Origin of the sequence: Plantactinospora sp. B6F1, assembly GCF_040120695.1 — a bacterium.
Taxonomy (GTDB): Bacteria; Actinomycetota; Actinomycetes; order Mycobacteriales; family Micromonosporaceae; genus Plantactinospora.
In genome coordinates, this window is sequence record NZ_JBEEAC010000046.1 from 1 (window position 1) to 15,208 (window position 15,208).

16 protein-coding genes and 2 pseudogenes are annotated in these 15,208 nt (G+C 72.8%); 13 read left to right on the forward strand and 5 right to left on the reverse strand.

All coding sequences use genetic code 11. The features are described from left to right. Nucleotides 1–325, forward strand: a pseudogene (locus ABNF97_RS31405) (hypothetical protein); the annotation flags it as partial. Nucleotides 326–431: 106 nt separating this feature from the next. Beyond that, nucleotides 432–1,151, forward strand: a complete 720-nt coding sequence (locus ABNF97_RS31410; RefSeq protein WP_130463167.1) for a VOC family protein — start codon at nt 432–434, stop codon at nt 1,149–1,151. A 251-nt stretch (nt 1,152–1,402) separates the two neighbouring features. Here ABNF97_RS31410 and ABNF97_RS31415 read toward each other — a convergent pair whose 3' ends face one another. Then, nucleotides 1,403–1,792: a hypothetical protein gene (locus ABNF97_RS31415; protein WP_130463166.1), complete on the reverse strand. Its 390-nt coding sequence runs from the start codon at nt 1,790–1,792 to the stop codon at nt 1,403–1,405. Between the two features lie 127 nt (nt 1,793–1,919). Further along, nucleotides 1,920–2,618 carry a glyoxalase superfamily protein gene (locus tag ABNF97_RS31420; protein WP_349340736.1) on the reverse strand — a complete coding sequence of 233 codons (699 nt, stop codon included), beginning with the start codon at nt 2,616–2,618 and terminating at the stop codon, nt 1,920–1,922. Nucleotides 2,619–2,973: 355 nt separating this feature from the next. Here ABNF97_RS31420 and ABNF97_RS31425 point away from each other — a divergent pair, with 355 nt between their 5' ends. Further along, on the forward strand, nt 2,974–4,272 hold the full coding sequence (locus ABNF97_RS31425; RefSeq protein WP_349340737.1) for an NAD(P)/FAD-dependent oxidoreductase: 1,299 nt from the start codon (nt 2,974–2,976) through the stop codon (nt 4,270–4,272). Between the two features lie 65 nt (nt 4,273–4,337). On the opposite strand, the gene ABNF97_RS31430 is transcribed toward ABNF97_RS31425, so the two are convergent. Further along, on the reverse strand, nt 4,338–5,360 hold the full coding sequence (locus ABNF97_RS31430; RefSeq protein WP_130463163.1) for a DUF2267 domain-containing protein: 1,023 nt from the start codon (nt 5,358–5,360) through the stop codon (nt 4,338–4,340). Between the two features lie 298 nt (nt 5,361–5,658). Here ABNF97_RS31430 and ABNF97_RS31435 point away from each other — a divergent pair, with 298 nt between their 5' ends. After that, nucleotides 5,659–5,970, forward strand: coding sequence for a hypothetical protein (locus tag ABNF97_RS31435; protein ID WP_130463162.1), 312 nt, complete (start codon nt 5,659–5,661; stop codon nt 5,968–5,970). Between the two features lie 58 nt (nt 5,971–6,028). Here the strand turns inward: ABNF97_RS31435 and ABNF97_RS31440 are convergent, their stop codons facing one another. Then, a complete protein-coding gene (locus ABNF97_RS31440) occupies nt 6,029–6,877 on the reverse strand; it encodes an aldo/keto reductase (protein ID WP_130463161.1) in 849 nt (282 codons plus the stop codon). A gap of 223 nt (nt 6,878–7,100) precedes the next feature. Here ABNF97_RS31440 and ABNF97_RS31445 point away from each other — a divergent pair, with 223 nt between their 5' ends. The 8 genes and pseudogenes from ABNF97_RS31445 to ABNF97_RS31480 all read left to right on the forward strand — a co-directional run. Further along, nucleotides 7,101–7,442: an STAS domain-containing protein gene (locus ABNF97_RS31445; protein ID WP_349340738.1), complete on the forward strand. Its 342-nt coding sequence runs from the start codon at nt 7,101–7,103 to the stop codon at nt 7,440–7,442. A gap of 112 nt (nt 7,443–7,554) precedes the next feature. Beyond that, nucleotides 7,555–8,001 carry a response regulator gene (locus tag ABNF97_RS31450; protein ID WP_349340739.1) on the forward strand — a complete coding sequence of 149 codons (447 nt, stop codon included), beginning with the start codon at nt 7,555–7,557 and terminating at the stop codon, nt 7,999–8,001. Between the two features lie 196 nt (nt 8,002–8,197). Further along, nucleotides 8,198–8,863: a DUF4178 domain-containing protein gene (locus ABNF97_RS31455; RefSeq protein WP_130463158.1), complete on the forward strand. Its 666-nt coding sequence runs from the start codon at nt 8,198–8,200 to the stop codon at nt 8,861–8,863. A 2-nt stretch (nt 8,864–8,865) separates the two neighbouring features. Further along, on the forward strand, nt 8,866–9,411 hold the full coding sequence (locus ABNF97_RS31460; RefSeq protein WP_130463157.1) for a DUF2617 family protein: 546 nt from the start codon (nt 8,866–8,868) through the stop codon (nt 9,409–9,411). Beyond that, entirely contained in the window at nt 9,408–9,833 is a 426-nt protein-coding gene (locus tag ABNF97_RS31465; protein ID WP_349340740.1) for a DUF4247 domain-containing protein, read from the forward strand. Before ABNF97_RS31460 ends, ABNF97_RS31465 begins: the two co-directional genes overlap by 4 nt. A 60-nt stretch (nt 9,834–9,893) precedes the next feature. Beyond that, a complete protein-coding gene (locus ABNF97_RS31470; protein ID WP_130463155.1) occupies nt 9,894–10,316 on the forward strand; it encodes a DUF350 domain-containing protein in 423 nt (140 codons plus the stop codon). Next, nucleotides 10,316–11,200, forward strand: a complete 885-nt coding sequence (locus ABNF97_RS31475; RefSeq protein ID WP_130463154.1) for a hypothetical protein — start codon at nt 10,316–10,318, stop codon at nt 11,198–11,200. The genes ABNF97_RS31470 and ABNF97_RS31475 overlap by 1 nt, the downstream gene beginning before the upstream one ends. 242 nt (nt 11,201–11,442) lie before the next feature. After that, nucleotides 11,443–12,984, forward strand: a pseudogene (locus ABNF97_RS31480) (polyamine aminopropyltransferase); the annotation flags it as partial. Between the two features lie 18 nt (nt 12,985–13,002). Here ABNF97_RS31480 and ABNF97_RS31485 read toward each other — a convergent pair. After that, nucleotides 13,003–13,872, reverse strand: coding sequence for a hypothetical protein (locus tag ABNF97_RS31485; protein WP_349340741.1), 870 nt, complete (start codon nt 13,870–13,872; stop codon nt 13,003–13,005). 377 nt (nt 13,873–14,249) lie between these two features. Here ABNF97_RS31485 and ABNF97_RS31490 point away from each other — a divergent pair, with 377 nt between their 5' ends. Beyond that, entirely contained in the window at nt 14,250–15,197 is a 948-nt protein-coding gene (locus ABNF97_RS31490; protein WP_349340742.1) for an endonuclease/exonuclease/phosphatase family protein, read from the forward strand. Nucleotides 15,198–15,208: the final 11 nt, after the last annotated feature.

Here is a 15,208-nt window from a genome sequence, read left to right on the forward strand (position 1 = left end):
GGCCGCCGAACCACCGCAACGGATCCGGGACGAGTTGCATCGCGACCGCCGGACGCCGGAACCACCGATGGTGGAGGGTGCCGAGGCCGCCCGGGAGGCGGTCACGGACCAACCGCCGGAGCAGTTCGGCGCCCGACCGGTGCAGGTGCCCGAGCCGGATGCGGTTCGCCGGCCGAGCTTCGCAGATAGCGATGAGCCGACCGAGAACCCCTTCGACGCCGAACGCACCGGACCGAGTCCGAAGCGGTGGCGGGAGCCCGGCGGTCGGGATCCCGGCGGTGACGAGGAAGCCGACACGGAGGAGGGAGACGCGCCGGAGAGGTAGGCCCGGCCCGGTCGCCGTCCTCGGCGAGTTCCTTCCGCTCGGCGGGTTCTGTCGTACCCCACCGGCAGGATGTCGGCGGACGGACCACGACACCAGGGAGTGACTGTTGATCGGGAAGCTGGAGATGGTCGTGCTCGACGCGCCGGACATCACGGGACTTGCCACCTTCTACCGGGAGCTGGCCGGGTGGGTGACGGCTGGCGTCGACGACGACTGGATCACCCTCGACACGCCCGACGGCTGGCAGGTCGGCCTGCAGCTGGCTCCGGACCACCGGCCGCCGCGCTGGCCCGGCCAGGACCGGCCGCAGCAGGCCCATCTCGACCTGCGGGTGCCGGACCTCGACGCAGCCCTCGACCGGGCCGTCAACCTCGGTGGGACCCTGCTGAACAAGGCCGAGACGTGGTACACGGTGGCGGACCCGGCCGGGCATCCCTTCGACCTCTGCCTGAAGGCGGACAACCCCGACACCACGCTGATGGGCGTGATGCTGGACTGCCCCGACGCCAAGGCGCTGAGCGCCTTCTACGCCGAGCTGCTCGGCAAGCCGGTGACCTACGAGGCCGACGGCATGGCGATGATCGGCAATGATGGCGAGCACCCGGTGCTGTTCCAGCAGGTGGCCGACTACGCGGCGCCACGCTGGCCGGATCCGGCGTACCCGCAGCAGGTCCATCTGGACGTGAGCGTCGAGGACTTCGACGTCGCGGAGCCGGCGGTGCTGGCCCTGGGCGCGACCCGGCAGCCAGGCGGCGGCCGGACGTTCCGGGTGTACACCGACCCGGTCGGCAAGCCGTTCTGCCTCACCCGCTCCGCGCAGTCGTAGTCGACACCGCCGGCCCCGACCGGCGTCGATGCCACCGGTCACGCCGGCCGGCATCGACGCCGGTGCGGCCGGCGTGGCCGAGGGGAGCGCGGGTCATGCGCCGGGCGGGTCGCAGCCGCCCGGCGCGGATCAGCCCTCAGTGCGGATCAGCCCTCAGTGCGGATCAGCCCTCAGTGCGGATCAGCCCTCAGTGCGGGTCAGTCTTGCAGCGCGGGTCAGTCTTGCAGCGCGATCGGCCCGTCCCGGGCGGATCAGCCGTCCGGGGTGAAGAGGCCCTGGAAGCCGACGATCATCGCGATGAGCCCGAAGACCGCGAGCAGCAGGCTGACCCCGGTTGCCGCGCCCTCGGCCTCCGTCCGCGGTGCCGGACGGCCGGTCAGTCGGTCCCAGAGCAGGGCGAGGCCGACGCCGATCCCCACCACCTCGAAATGGAACGGGCGGGGCCCGGAGACCAGGTGGACGATCAGGTAGTAGCCGCCCGCCACCAGCGCGATGATCCCGACCACCCAACCGAACGGCGCCACCCTGGCAGCGAAGCGCCCGAGGTCGTCGCCGACCCGGGGTAGCCGGCGCAGCAGTGCGACGGCGAGCAGGAAACCACCCAGAATATTGGCGAGATCGAGCAGCAGGGCCATGAACATGGATTGGCGTCCTCCACAGGCTCAACGAAGGCCTCACGTCTGGCGATCAAGAGCATAGTGAGGCCCGCCCAGGACCGCAGGGTTCGGCCAGCCCGACCGGACCGACCGCACCCTGCGGCAGCGGCCGTTACGCCCAGCGGGGCAACCCGGCCCGCAACTTCGGGTCGTCGGGTTCGCCGAACCGCAGGTGGTTGCCGAACGGGTCGGCGACGGTGAGCACCCGGCCGTCCCACTGGGCCCGCTCCACCCTGGGCGTCCAGACAGCGGGTCCCCAAACCGGCACCTCGGTACGCCGCCGGTTCAACCGTTCACGCAGTTCGTCGACGCCGTCTACCCAGAGGAACACCGTCGCACCCTGTCCAGCGTCGTACGCGGTCTCGGCCAGGTGCAGGGTGGTGCCGTCCCGGGACACCTGGCCGTAGTAGGCGGTGCCGGGACCTGCGTTCGGCCCGCCGAAGTCGAGGGTGAAACCGAGGAAGTCCACATAGAACTGGATCGCCGGATCGACCGCGAAGATGCGTAGCACCGGAACCGTACTGTTGCGGGCACCCCACGGAAGCCCGGCTTCCGCCGCGGCGATGCCGGACGGCGAGGCGTCGGTACCCTGCTGCCGGGCGGCCAGGATGTTCCAGTTGTCGACGCCGTGCTGGCGGGCGACGATCTCCAGGCATTCGCTGTGCGTCACCGCCAGGTCGAACCGGCCGCGCAACTCGCCGCGTAGGGCCCTGGCCATCGCCTTGGGGCCGGGTGTCGGGGGCGTCGGGCCGGCACCGGGTTGGCCCGGGTCGGCTGCGGCGTCCGTGGGGTCAGAGGCTGACGCGGTCATCGAAGCTCCATGCCGGCGGCCGTCGCACCAGCGCTTGCGTTACTGACCGGGCCGCCTTCGGGAGTCTCCGTCACGACAGTCACGCCATCGACCGATGCGTTCACCAAACCCAGCGGGCGCAAGCGGCCGGCCGCATCGGAGCCGGTCACAGCATAGCGCCCCACCCGCCGGCCCCGCCGTCCCGTCGGTCTGCCGGTCTCACCGGACCCGCCGTCCCGCCGGTCCCGCCGTCTCACCGGACCCGCCGTCCCGCCGGTCCCGCCGTCTCACCGGACCCGCCGTCCCGCCGGTCCCGCCGTCCCGGTCGCGGCCAATGGTGGGTTTGCCCGGCGGATGACCGGGAACGGGCACTTCCATGACCAAACCGCGCGTTGTGATCGTCGGGGCCGGGTTCGCTGGCTACCACGCGGCGAGGAGCCTGTCCCGGATCGCCAACGGCCGGGCCGAGATCAAGCTGCTGAACACGACCGACTTCTTCCTGTACCTGCCGTTGCTGCCCGAGGTGGCGGCCGGGATCCTGGAACCGAGCCGGGTCTCGGTCTCCCTTGCCGGCACCCTCCGCGGGGTCCGAGTGGTGATCGGCGAGGCGAAGCACATCGACCTGGCCGCGAAACGGGTCGACTACACCGGTGCCGAGGGCGCCCCCGGCGAGCTCGAGTACGACCGGCTGATCATCGCGGTCGGCAGCGTCAACAAGCTGCTGCCGATCCCCGGGGTCACCGAGCACGCGCACGGGTTCCGAGGCCTGCCCGAGGCGCTCTACCTGCACGATCACGTGGTCTGCCAGATCGAGCTGGCCGAGGCGACAGCGGATGCGGCGGAGCGGGACGCCCGGACCACCTTCGTGGTGGTCGGCGCCGGCTACACCGGTACCGAGGTGGCCGCGCACGGTCAGCTCTTCACCGACGCGCTGGCGGCCCAGCATCCGCGACTCGGCGTACGGCCGCGCTGGATGCTGCTCGACCTCGCCGAGCGGGTACTGCCGGAACTCGACCAACGGATGTCGGAGACCGCCCGCCGGGTGCTCGACGCGCGGGGCGTGGACGTCCGGATGGGCACCACGGTCTCCGAGGCGACGGCCGACGGCGTACGGCTCAGTGACGGCGAGTACGTGCCGACCCGCTCGCTGGTCTGGTGCGTCGGCGTCCGCCCCGACCCGCTCGTGGCCGACCTGGGGCTGCCCACCGAGAAGGGGCGACTGGTGGTGGACGAGTTCCTGAACGTGCCCGGCTTTCCCGACGTCTTCGCCTGCGGGGACGCCGCCGCCGTACCCGACCTGACCAGGCCGGGTGAGGTGACGGCGATGACCGCGCAGCACGCACAGCGGCAGGGGAAACTGGCCGCGCACAACGTCGCCGCCTCGTACGGGCAGGGCAAGCGGCGACCGTACCGGCATCACGACCTCGGGTTCGTGGTGGATCTCGGCGGCACCGACGCGGCCGCGAACCCGGTGCGGGTGCCACTGTCCGGGCTCCCGGCCAAGGCGGTGACCCGGGGCTACCACCTGGTCGCGATGCCCGCGAACCGGGCCCGGGTCAGTGCCGACTGGCTGCTGGACGCGGCCTTCACCCGGCAGGCGATCCAACTCGGCCTGGTGCCGGCGAACGCCGTACCGCTGGAGAGCGCCTCCCCGGAGCTGCCGACCCGCCGGTAGCGCGGCCGGGCCGGCCACCCGGCGCTCGGCCCCGGGCAGCTCCCGGCGGGTCGGCGAGCCGTGGGTCACGGACCGAAGCGCGGACCACCCGACCGCTCGGGTGGCGGCGCGGCCATCCCGGCGTTCACCTCGTCGATCGCCTCGTCGACCTGGTGCGCGAGCGCCACGTCCAGCGCGGTCACCGCGTCCAGCGACCGGGTCCGGACGGTGAGCACCGCCGTCTGCGGTGCCTCACGCCCGACCGTGGGGCCCCGGCCGGTCTCCGGGCGCAGTCGGGCAAGCCGGCCCAGCACCCGGTCCAGGTTCTCCGGCGGCAGCTCGATGGTGCGGGTCAGCCTGCGGCGATCCCCGGACCAGTAGGGAAGGCTCGCTAGCGCGTCCCGGAGTTCCTCGTCGGTCAGCGCGGCGGTGGCGCCGCCCGGGTCGACCAGGCCACCGCCGGCCGGTTCCGTGCCGAGCAGGTCCCGCAGTTCCGGCGGCAGGTTCAGCGAGTCGATCAGTGCGCCGTCCTGCGCGGCGAGCGCGCCCAGCGTCGCCTGCGCCTGATACCGGGCCTGCTCCGGGCTGCGGTGGGTCAGCCGGGCCACCTCGTCGAGAAAACCGGCCAGGTCGCGGCGCTGGTTGGCGGCGGCCAGCGCGCCGTCGTCGTGCACCTGGTTTGGTACGGCGTCGAGCAGCCGCTGCCGGTCGGCGGTGTCCAACGCCCGGGCCAGCGCGACCACGGTGGCTCCGGCGGCGGCGCGGGCCTGCTCGAAGTCGATGCCGGCCCGGCGTCCGATGTCGGAGACGAGATCCCGGTATCCGATCACCGGGACGTCGGTGGTCGTCGTACCGACCAGCGCGTCCGGAGCCGGGGTGGGCCGTTCGGCCGGGCTCGGCGGTGGGACGACCGGAGCGCCGCTCTCGGCGTTCGGCTTGCGGCCCCCGGCCTGCGGGGGACCGTCCCGGCGGCCCCGGTCGAGGCTGGTGAGCTGCTTGTCCGCGCCGAAGGTCGCGCCTACCTCGCTCGGCCGCTGGCCCCGCTGCCTAGCCTGCCGGGCCAGAGTGCGCCGCCGCTGGTTGTCGCCCTCCATCTGCTTCCCGCTCATGCCGTCTCCTCGCTGCGCTCGTCGTCGTGAGCCCTCGAGTCGTACCGGCCGATCGGCCGATCCTGGGCCCACCTCGGCTCGCTCCGCGTCTCGCCACCTGCGGGCCGGGTCGGCCGAGCCGGCCGACCGTACGCCTGCCGGCGCGATCAACCGCCTTCCCGACCGGGCACCGGCGAAACGCCTCGGGGCCCGGACTGCGAGGTGCGGGCGGCTCATCCGGCCGGGGTGAGGATCCGTCACCCGACCGGGACAGATGATCGGGTCGGCCAGCGAGACCCGCGTGCCTCCGGAGGTCACCATGAAGAGGATCGTCGAGATCGTCCCGGCCCGCCCCGGTTGGTACGCCCGCTGGCGGCTCGCCCCGGACACGACCCGCTGCTACCCGGTGTCGCTCTGGGCACTGCTCGAGGAGACCGACGAAGGTGGCCGGGAGGTCATCGGGGTGGACGTCGTCGGTCAGTGGCCCGGCTCCGAGGAGAACGAGACCGGCGGCGAGTTCGTCCGCTACCTGTTCCAGCCGCCCGACAGCGGCGCACCGGAGGATGCCGCCCGCCCCGACGAGTTGGGTGTCGAGCCGACTCGCCAGCCGGCCCGGTTGAAGGCCGTCTGACCCGGCCAGCACCGACCCGGCCAGCCGCAGAGCAGCACCGACCCGACCAGCCTCACAGTCAGAGCAGTTCGAGCGGTCCGGGGCCGCCGGGTGCCGGGAAGGCCCGGTCGAGTTCGGCGAGGTCCTCCTCGGTGAGGGTCAGCTCGACGGCTGCCCGGTTTTCCCGGACGCGCTCCGGAGCGCTCGCCTTGGTGATCGTGCAAACCCCCTGCTGGCCGAGGATCCAGGCCAATCCCACCTGTCCGGGCGTGCCGCCGTGTCGCCGCGCGATCCGGGTCAGCACCGGGTGCCCGAGTATCCGGCCGCGCTCCAGCGGCGAATACGCCATGACCGGCAGGCCGGCGGCGCGGCAGCGGGGGAGAAGGTCCCACTCGATGCCCCGGCGGGTGAGGTTGTAGGGGACCTGGTCGGTCTCGACGGCGGTACCGCCCGGGATGGCGGCCAGTTCGACCATGTCCGGCACGTCGAAGTTGCTCACCCCCCAGTGCCGGATCAGTCCCTGGGTGATCAGGCTGGTGAACGCCTCGACCGTCTCCGGCAGCGGTGCGTCGCCGCGCTGGTGCAGCAGATACAGGTCGATCCGGTCGGTACCGAGCCGTTCGAGGCTGCGGGCGCAGGCGTCGGCGGTCCCGATGACGCCCGCGTGCGCCGCGGAGACCTTGCTGACCAGAAAGACCTCCTCGCGCCGGTCGCCGACCGCCTCCCGGACCAGTTCCTCCGCACCGCCGTTCGCGTACACCTCGGCGGTGTCGATCAGGGTGAGGCCGGCGTCCACCCCGGCGCGCAGGGCGGCGATCTCGTCGTCACGCCGTCTCGGGTCCTCGGCCATCCCCCAGGTGCCCTGGCCGAGTGCGGGAATCACCTCGCCGGAGGGAAGTGTGACCGTGGGGACGCCCGGCTTCGCCATCCCGGTTCTCCTTCCTGACCAGGCCGTATCCGGCTGCCCGTCGGTGGGCGCCTTCCCTCGGCCGTTGCGGGCAAACCGACCGCCCGGTCGGTGGACCGGCGGGCGGCGGCCGGGGTGCCGGCCCGGTAACCTCAGGCCGCACCGGCCCTCGATGCCGATCTGGTGGGTGCGTATACTTGCCTGACTGCAAGTATTGGCTGCTGAGCGTCCGGAGGCGGATGTGGTGTTCTCCGTCAGGCACGTGGTGCACTCCAGACTGGTGCGCCTTCACCTGGGCGGTGAACTGGACATCACCACCGTGCCGAAGCTCAGCGTCGAGATCGATCAGTTGGTCGACGACGGGCACCCTCGGCTACTCGTCGACCTCGCGGAGCTGACCTTCTGCGACTCCAGCGGCCTGGCCGCATTCGTCCGCGGTGACGACCGGGCGGGGGCGCGGGGCGGCTGGCTCCGGTTGACCGGTGCGACCGGGCGGGTCGAGCGGGTGTTGCGGATCAGCGGCCTGGAAGAGTTGCTCCGTTATGACCGGGAACAGCATGACCCGGCCACCTTGGGCGACCGTTGATCGGTTAAAGTTCCACTCCGCGTTGACGGCCGAGAGCTCGCCCGGAGAACACCCATGGCCCGGGAATCCGGGCCGCCGCCGCACCATCCCGACGACCAGAGGCAGGTATGCCGTGGACGCAGCCGAGCCGAATCCCGTACGCATCCTGGTCGTCGACGACGACCCGGGCGACGTCCTGATGATCGAGGAGGCATTGGCCGACTCGGAGGTTCCGAAGGCGATCGACGTGGTCAGCGATGGCCAGGAGGCGATGGAGTTCCTACACCAGGAGGGGCGGCACCGCGCGGCACCCCGGCCGGACATGATCCTGCTGGACCTGAACATGCCCCGGATGGACGGCCGGCAGGTGCTCAACCAGGTCAAGAGCGACGACAACCTGCGGACCATCCCGATCGTCGTGCTGACCACGTCCAATGCCGACACGGACATCCTCGGCAGCTACAACCTGCGGGCCAACGCGTACGTCACCAAGCCGATCGGCCTGGACGACTTCAACGACGTGATCCGGCGGATCGACGAGTTCTTCGGACAGATCGTCGTGCTGCCCAGACGTCCCTGACCGGGGCAGCCCCACCGGAACGTCAACCCGGTCCGGCTCGGTAGCCCGGTCGGTTCTCCCGGCCCTCCGGCGGCGGGGTGCCATCGGTTTCCCGATGCCCACCCGGCCCACCGGCCCGACTTTCGATCACCGGCTGTCGGCGGCGTGCATGGCCTTGTTACCGTCGGCGCCCGGTAGATCGAGAGGAGCACGGGCGTTGAACGGGGCCACGGCCTATCTGGTGGCGGCGGCGGGTTTCCTGATCGCGGCGGCGGGCATCCTGGTGGCGGTGGTCGCGTTGCGTACCGCTCGGAAGCGGTCCGCCCGGCCGGCCGGAACACCGGTACGGGATCCGTTCCGGAGCGTCGACGACGACGCCGACGCGCTGCGCGGCGATCCGCGTACCCTCAAGCCCGGCGACCTGGTGGAGATCCGGCACACCTCCTACGGGGTACGCGGCACGCTGCGCTTCCGCGAGGGCGCCTGGGGCTGGGTGGAGCACCTGCTCGACGACGCGCACGGCGGCAAGCTCTGGCTCTCGGTCGAGGAGGACCCCGACCTGGAACTCGTGCTCTGGACGGCGCTGCCGGACGTCGACGTGCGCCCGGGCCCGGCCGAGTTGGAGGTCGCCGGCCGGCGGTACCGGCGGGACGAGTCGGGCCGGGCCACCTTCACCTCGACCGGCAGCACCGGGCTGCACCCGACCGGCACGGTCCGCTACCACGACTACGCCGGCACCGACGGCTCGCTGCTCTCCTTCGAGGCGTACGGCGACAGCGAGCAATGGGAGGTCGGCACCGGTGAGCGGCTGCACCGGGCCGAGGTGCTGATCTTTCCACAGGCGACGGAGGGCGGCGACGAACCGGCGGGACGGATCGGCTGAAGATGCTCGTCACCCTGGAAACCGCATACGAGGACACCACCGCCGCCGAGCTGAGCCTCGCGCTCGACAGCCCAGAGCAGCCCGCACTACACCTGCTCGACCTCGACCTCGACCTCGACCCGCCGGCCCGGCCGGGCCGGCCCGGAGTCCGGCTCCAGCTCCGGCTGCTCGGCGCCTCCCACCAGGTGGTGCTGGACAGCCCCGGCGGCGGCCTGATCGAGACGGTGGCCTGCCTGCCCGGCCGGCGCCCCGAACTGCCGGCGACCCTGGCCGACCCGGCCACCGGCTACCGATTCGCCGCCCGGGTCCGGCGGCTCGCCGCGGTGGAGCTGGCGGCTCGGACGGCCCGGTTGCGGCGGGACCTCGCCGACGACCCGTACGCCCTGGTCGGGGTCTTCCCCGGCGGTCCGGACGCGATCACCGCGCTGCGGGTGGAGTGCCGGACCGACCCCTGTGCCGGGGCCGGCCGGATCGGCTGGCGCACCTGGCACGCGTACCCGCAGAGCGCTGAACTGGTCGAGACGGAAACGGTGGTGACGGGGCTATGACGTACCGCAGGTGGTTCGTGGTCGGCGGTGCGTTCGCCCTGGTGGGCGCCCTCGTCGCCGGCTTCGCCATCTTCTACGGCAACTTCTCGCCGCGCGGCTACGTGCAGGACCGGTACGCCCGGGCGGCGGCACAGGACATCGGCGACGACGCGACGGCGTACCGCTCGGACAAGGCGCCGAGCGCGGTGGCCGACGAGATCACCGGGACGTGGCGTCCGGCGGACCGTTACGTCGACGCCAGCGGCGTCTACCTGCGTTACGACGAGGACTCGGTGGTGATCCTGCCGCTGGCCGGCGGTTCGCTGATCCTGCTGGAGCGCCTGGTCACCGCCTATCCCCGGTACGCGGGCACGGTCGGCAACGCCTGGGGCTGGGGACGCGGCAGCTCGGTCCGGGGCGGCGGCCCCGGCGCAGGCAAGTAGTCCCGCCCCGCGCCGTCGCACCCCCATCCCTACCCCTCATCCCTTCCGGAGCCTGATGTGTTGACGACCCTCGCCACCGACCTGCTGGCCACCCTCGCCTACGGGGCGGTCGGGCTCGTGCTGATGGCCGTCGGCTACGTGCTGGTCGACCTGGCCACCCCGGGCCGGCTGCACGAGCTGATCTGGGCCGACCGCAACCGCAACGCCGCGCTGCTGCTCGCCTCCAACCTGGCCGGGGTGGGCATCATCGTCACCACCGCGATCATGGTCAGCCACGACGACTTCGTGGAGGGGATCGTGAGCTGCGCCGCGTACGGGCTGCTCGGATTGCTGATCATGGCCGGGGCGTTCCTCCTGCTCGACCTGGCCACGCCGGGGCAGCTCGGGGAGATTCTGGTCGACCCGGAGCCGCATCCGGCGGTCTGGGTGTCGGCGGTGATACACCTGGCGACCGGGGCGGTCATCGCGGCAGCGATCAGCTGATGGCGGTCGGCGGAAAGGGCAGCAGCGGGCAGAGCGCGAACGCGCGCTGGGCCGCCGCCGGGCGGGCGAAGGCGGCGGAAAAGACCGCCAATCGACTCAAGATCGTCCTAGCGGTCGTCGTCAGCCTGGCCGTCGTCGGCGCGATCGTCGCCGCGGTGCTGAGCGCCGCCGACGACAGCACCCGGGTGCCGCCGCCCGAGCCCGCCGAGCGGACCGACACCGTCACGCTGCTCCAGCGGGCCCACACGACCCAGCAGATCTGCTACGGCTGGCGGCTGCGCAGCGGCGGAACGTCGTACGCCGCCGATCCCGTCAGCGTCGGTTCCAACCTCGGCGACAACATCGCGGTGAGAAGCGATCCGGCCCGCTGCCCCCGCTGGGTGCAGGTCGAAGCGACGGTCTGGTACACCTCGGCCAGCAGCGAGTCGAACGACAGCGCCTCGTACCTGGTGACCAGCTCGTCCGACCTGGCCCACATCGACTTCGAACGGGGTCTGGCACGGCTCGGCGTCGACCCGGACCGGTTCGTCGACGATCCCGGCCGGGCGGTCTGCCAGGCCGCCGTCTACCTGCCGCTGCTGGTCTCGGAGGCCGGCGCGGGCTCGGCGGCCCGGGCCCCGTCGCCGACCGGGGTCGCGGCGGCACCGCTGGCCGATTCCGGCAACGATTTCTGGCGCGACCGCTGGGGGTACCTGCTCGGTGCCGCCGGGATCCTGCTGCTCACCGTCCTCTTCCTGGCGATCGGCGTATTCGAGCGCCGGCACCAGAATCCGGCACCGGTCACCCCGGCCGCCGGTCCGAGCCCGCCCGCCGGCCCGAAGCCGATTGCCGGCGGCGTGATCGTGCCCGGGAAGGATCGAAGCGGCAGGAAACGCCGCCGATGAGCCCGACCCGGGCCGAGCCGCCGTTCCCGGCCGACTCCACCGGCACCGACGTCCGTCCGCCGGACGGCGCCGAGGTTCCGGCCCCGGCGGGCGCGGAGCCATCGACGGCATCGACCGTCGGGCCGGTATCGGCTGCCGGGCCGGTATCGGCTGCTGGGCCGGTATCGGCTGCTGGGCCGGCATCGAGCGTCGGGACGGACCCGGGCGGCGGGCCGGCATCGCGCGCGGCGACGGTCCGGCCACGGCGGCGGGCGGCCCGGGTGGGGGTGCTGGGCACGGTCTTTCTCTGCGCCGCCTGCGGCCTGGTCTACGAACTGGCCCTGGTGGCGCTCGGCAGCTACCTGATCGGGGACACCGTCGGCCAGGCGTCGATCGTGCTCGGCGTCATGGTCTTCGCGATGGGCATCGGGGCGCTGGTCGCCAAGCCGCTCCAACACCGGGCCGCCGCCGCGTTCGCGGTCGTCGAACTCGCCCTCGCGCTGTTCGGCGGGCTCTCGGTGCTCGGCCTCTATGCCGCCTTCGCCTGGCTCGACCTCTACGCGCCGGCCCTGGTCGGCACCGCCCTGCTGCTCGGGCTGCTGATCGGGGCGGAGATTCCGCTGCTCATGGTGCTGCTGCAGCGGATCCGGAAACAGTCCGCCGGCAGCGCCGTCGCCGACCTGTTCGCCGCCGACTACGTCGGTGCCCTGCTCGGTGGCCTCGCCTTCCCGTTCCTGTTGATGCCCTTCTTCGGCCAGCTCCGCGGCGTACTGGTGGTCGGGATGGTGAACGCGCTGGCCGGGATGGCGCTGGTCGGCACCGTCTTCCGGCGGGAGCTGACCGCCCGGGTCCGGGTGGCGCTCGCCGCCGGCACCGTCGCGGTCGGCCTGATTCTCGGGTACGCCTACCTGACCGCCGCCGACTTCGAGGTGACCGCCCGGCAGCAGCTCTTCCGGGACCCGGTGGTGCACGCGGAACGCAGCGCGTACCAGGAGATCGTGCTGACCCGGTCGGTGCCACTGGTCTCGCAGGGCGTCACCGACCTGCGGCTCTATCTGAACGGGGATCTCCAGTTCAGCTCGGTGGACGAGTATCGCTACCACGAGGCGCTGGTGCATCCGGCGCTCGCCGGCTCCCGGGACTCGGTACTGGTCCTCGGCGGCGGCGACGGGCTGGCCGTACGGGAACTGCTGCGCTATCCCGACGTCGGCTCGGTGACCGTGGTGGAGCTGGACCCGGCGGTGGTGCGGCTGGCCCGGACCGAGCCACAACTGCGGGCGCTGAATCGGGACGCCTTCGCCGACCCCCGGGTCCGGATCGTCAACACCGACGCCTTCGCCTGGCTGCGCGGGCAGCCGGGCCGGTTCGACGCGGTGGTGGTGGACCTGCCGGACCCGGACGAGACGGCGACGGCGAAGCTGTACTCGGTGGAGTTCTACTCGCTGGTCCGGGCGGCGGTCGCCGATCGGGGCCGGGTGGTGGTGCAGGCCGGGTCGCCGTACTTCGCCCCCCGCTCGTACTGGTGCGTCGAGGCGTCACTGCGGTCGGCCGGGTTCGCCACCGTGCCGTACCACGTCGACGTGCCGTCGTTCGGCGACTGGGGCTTCCTGCTCGCCGCCCCCGGGGCGACCGCTCCGGCGCTGGGACTGCCGGCCGACGTACCCGCGCTGCGCTACCTGGACGCCGCGACGCTGCGGGCCGCCACGAACTTCCCGCCGGATCGGGATCGGCTGGACGTGCCGCCGTCCACCCTGCTGCACCCCCGGGTGCTGGAGTACGCCCGCGCGGAGTGGCGCCGCTACTGAGCCGGTCGGGCGTCACCGTCAGGTCAGCAGCGCACCGACCACGGTGCCGGCCCGCTCCTCGTGCTGGGCATACGCGTCGGGGAAGGCGGAGATCTGCACCGCCTGCGCGGCGGCGGCCACGCTCATCTCGTGCCAGCCGGGTATCTGCAGCAGGGCCGCGTAGAACTGTTCGGCCGCGTACGCCGGGCGCATCAGGTCCGCGACGGTGCCCCAGCCGGAGCTGGGCCGCTGCTGGAAGAGCCCGACCGAGTCGTGGTCGTAGCCGACGCCCTGGTTCGGATGGTTCAGCGACTCCGGCAGTACGCCGCTGGCCAGGTTGTAGAGGTTGCTCTCCTGCATGGCGGTGGCGATCGCGACCACCAGTCCCCGGCGCGGGATCTCCATCTTCTGCCCGACCTGGACGACGGTGTGCGCGTTGTCCATCTGCGCCTGGGTGAGCCCGGCGACCGGGGTCGGCCTGCTGGGCTTCTTGCTCACCCGGGCGACCTTGGTCCGGGCCGCCATCGGTCGGGCGGTCGGCGTGGCGGAGGGGGTGGTGGTCGGCGTCGCGCTCGGGGTCGGCGCGGGGGCCCGTTCGGTGGCTCGGGAGGCTGGCTGACGTTCGGCGCTGGCAGCGCGGTCCGCGAGCAGGTTGGTCGGGGTGGAGTCGGGTGGCGTGGTCGCCGCCCGGGACTCGACGAAGACCACCGCGCCGAGGCAGCAGGTTACCGCGGCGACCGCGCCGACCCGGACCGGCGTCGACGAGAGCAGCGCCCGGGTCCGGCGTAGCCGGCGTGCCGCCGGGGCGCGTCGGCGGCCCCTTACCTTGTCGGTGGAGGCGGAATCGGCCGAACGGTCACCCTGCGCTTCGCTGTCCTGTCCACGATCAATATGTTCCCTGTGAGGCACCCGCCGAGGTTAGGTAACACCGCGCCGAATGGGGTCGCTCGGATTAGTGGTCTCCGCCACACTTTCGCCTGGTCAACCGGGCAGGCGCTGGCATCGACAGCCGACCGTGGCGGGACCGAACAGATGCGACATGTCCGTCTTGCTGCGTTGGCCGTGCCGGTGGGGCACGCTTCCCCTCCGTTGCCCGGGCGGCGTCCAAGATCGCCCGGTTCGGTCGTTCGGTCCAGTTCCGCCGACCCGGTCGGTCGCCTCCCCGACTGGTCCGAACGGTCGAGTTGTCCGCGGTGCGGTCGTCGGCCCGGCTGGCCGGACCCTCGGGCCGCCCGCGATGCCATCGTCGCCTCGGCGGCGGCATCGGCTCCGATACGATGCTCTCGGTGGCGGAGCGCAGGATCAGGCCGGCGGATGGCGGGGCGGCTGGGCGGGGGCGACGCCGCGGCACGTGGATCCTGGCCGCGGCCGCACTGCTGACCGCGCTGATGGCCGGCCACAGGTTGATTCCCAACGTGCGCGGCCTGGGCAGCCTGGTGGACAGCGGGGCTCCCTTTCTCGGCCTCGGGGTCCCGTTGCTCGGGCTCGCCGCCGCGCTGCGCCGGTCCCGGATCGCGCTGGCCGGGGTGCTGGTGCCGGCCGTGCTCTGGGCGGTGCTCTTCGGCACCGCGTGGTTGCCCGGGGGTGGTGGCGGCCCGGTGCGGCTCCGGGTGGCCAGCCAGAACCTGCGGGCCGGCAACCCCGACCCGGCCGCCACGGTGGACAGCCTGGCCGACACCGGGGCGGACGTGATCGGGTTGCAGGAGGTCTCCGGCGACACCCGGCTACGGGTGGCCGAGGCGCTGACCGAGCGGTACCCGTACCGGACGGATGTCTCCACGGTGGCGCTCTGGAGCAGGTTTCCGATCCGCGACGACGTAGGGGTCGACACCGGACTGGCCTGGACCCGGGCGCTGCGGGCGGTGGTGGCCGCCCCCGGTGGCGACGTGGTCGTCTACGTCGTGCATCTGGGCTCGGCCCGGGCCGGGGACACCGGCATCCGGGACCGCACGGTGAGCGCCCTCGCCACCCAGATCCGGCGGGACCCGGCCGAGCGGCTGATCGTGCTCGGCGACCTGAACACCGCCACCACCGACCGGATGATCGAGCCGCTCACCGACCTGCTCGACGATGCCCAGGCGGACGCCGGTCACGGGCCGGGCTTCACCTGGCCGGCCGCCCTGCCGTTGACCCGGCCCGACCACGTGCTCTACCGAGGGCTCACCGCGGCGTACGCCCGGGTCGTCCATACCCCGGCCAGCGACCACCGGGCGGTCACCGCCGGCTTCCGCTAGCGCCGGCCGCA

Excerpts from the sequence above, each read along its gene's own strand:
- ABNF97_RS31465 (WP_349340740.1), top strand. The coding sequence starts at position 9,408 with ATGACGTACCGCAGGTGGTTCGTGGTCGGCGGTGCGTTCGCCCTGGTG.
- ABNF97_RS31475 (WP_130463154.1), top strand. The coding sequence starts at position 10,316 with ATGGCGGTCGGCGGAAAGGGCAGCAGCGGGCAGAGCGCGAACGCGCGC.
- ABNF97_RS31460 (WP_130463157.1), top strand. The coding sequence starts at position 8,866 with ATGCTCGTCACCCTGGAAACCGCATACGAGGACACCACCGCCGCCGAG.
- ABNF97_RS31425 (WP_349340737.1), top strand. The coding sequence starts at position 2,974 with ATGACCAAACCGCGCGTTGTGATCGTCGGGGCCGGGTTCGCTGGCTAC.
- ABNF97_RS31435 (WP_130463162.1), top strand. The coding sequence starts at position 5,659 with ATGAAGAGGATCGTCGAGATCGTCCCGGCCCGCCCCGGTTGGTACGCC.
- ABNF97_RS31440 (WP_130463161.1), bottom strand. The coding sequence starts at position 6,877 with ATGGCGAAGCCGGGCGTCCCCACGGTCACACTTCCCTCCGGCGAGGTG.
- ABNF97_RS31420 (WP_349340736.1), bottom strand. The coding sequence starts at position 2,618 with ATGACCGCGTCAGCCTCTGACCCCACGGACGCCGCAGCCGACCCGGGC.
- ABNF97_RS31430 (WP_130463163.1), bottom strand. The coding sequence starts at position 5,360 with ATGAGCGGGAAGCAGATGGAGGGCGACAACCAGCGGCGGCGCACTCTG.
- ABNF97_RS31415 (WP_130463166.1), bottom strand. The coding sequence starts at position 1,792 with ATGTTCATGGCCCTGCTGCTCGATCTCGCCAATATTCTGGGTGGTTTC.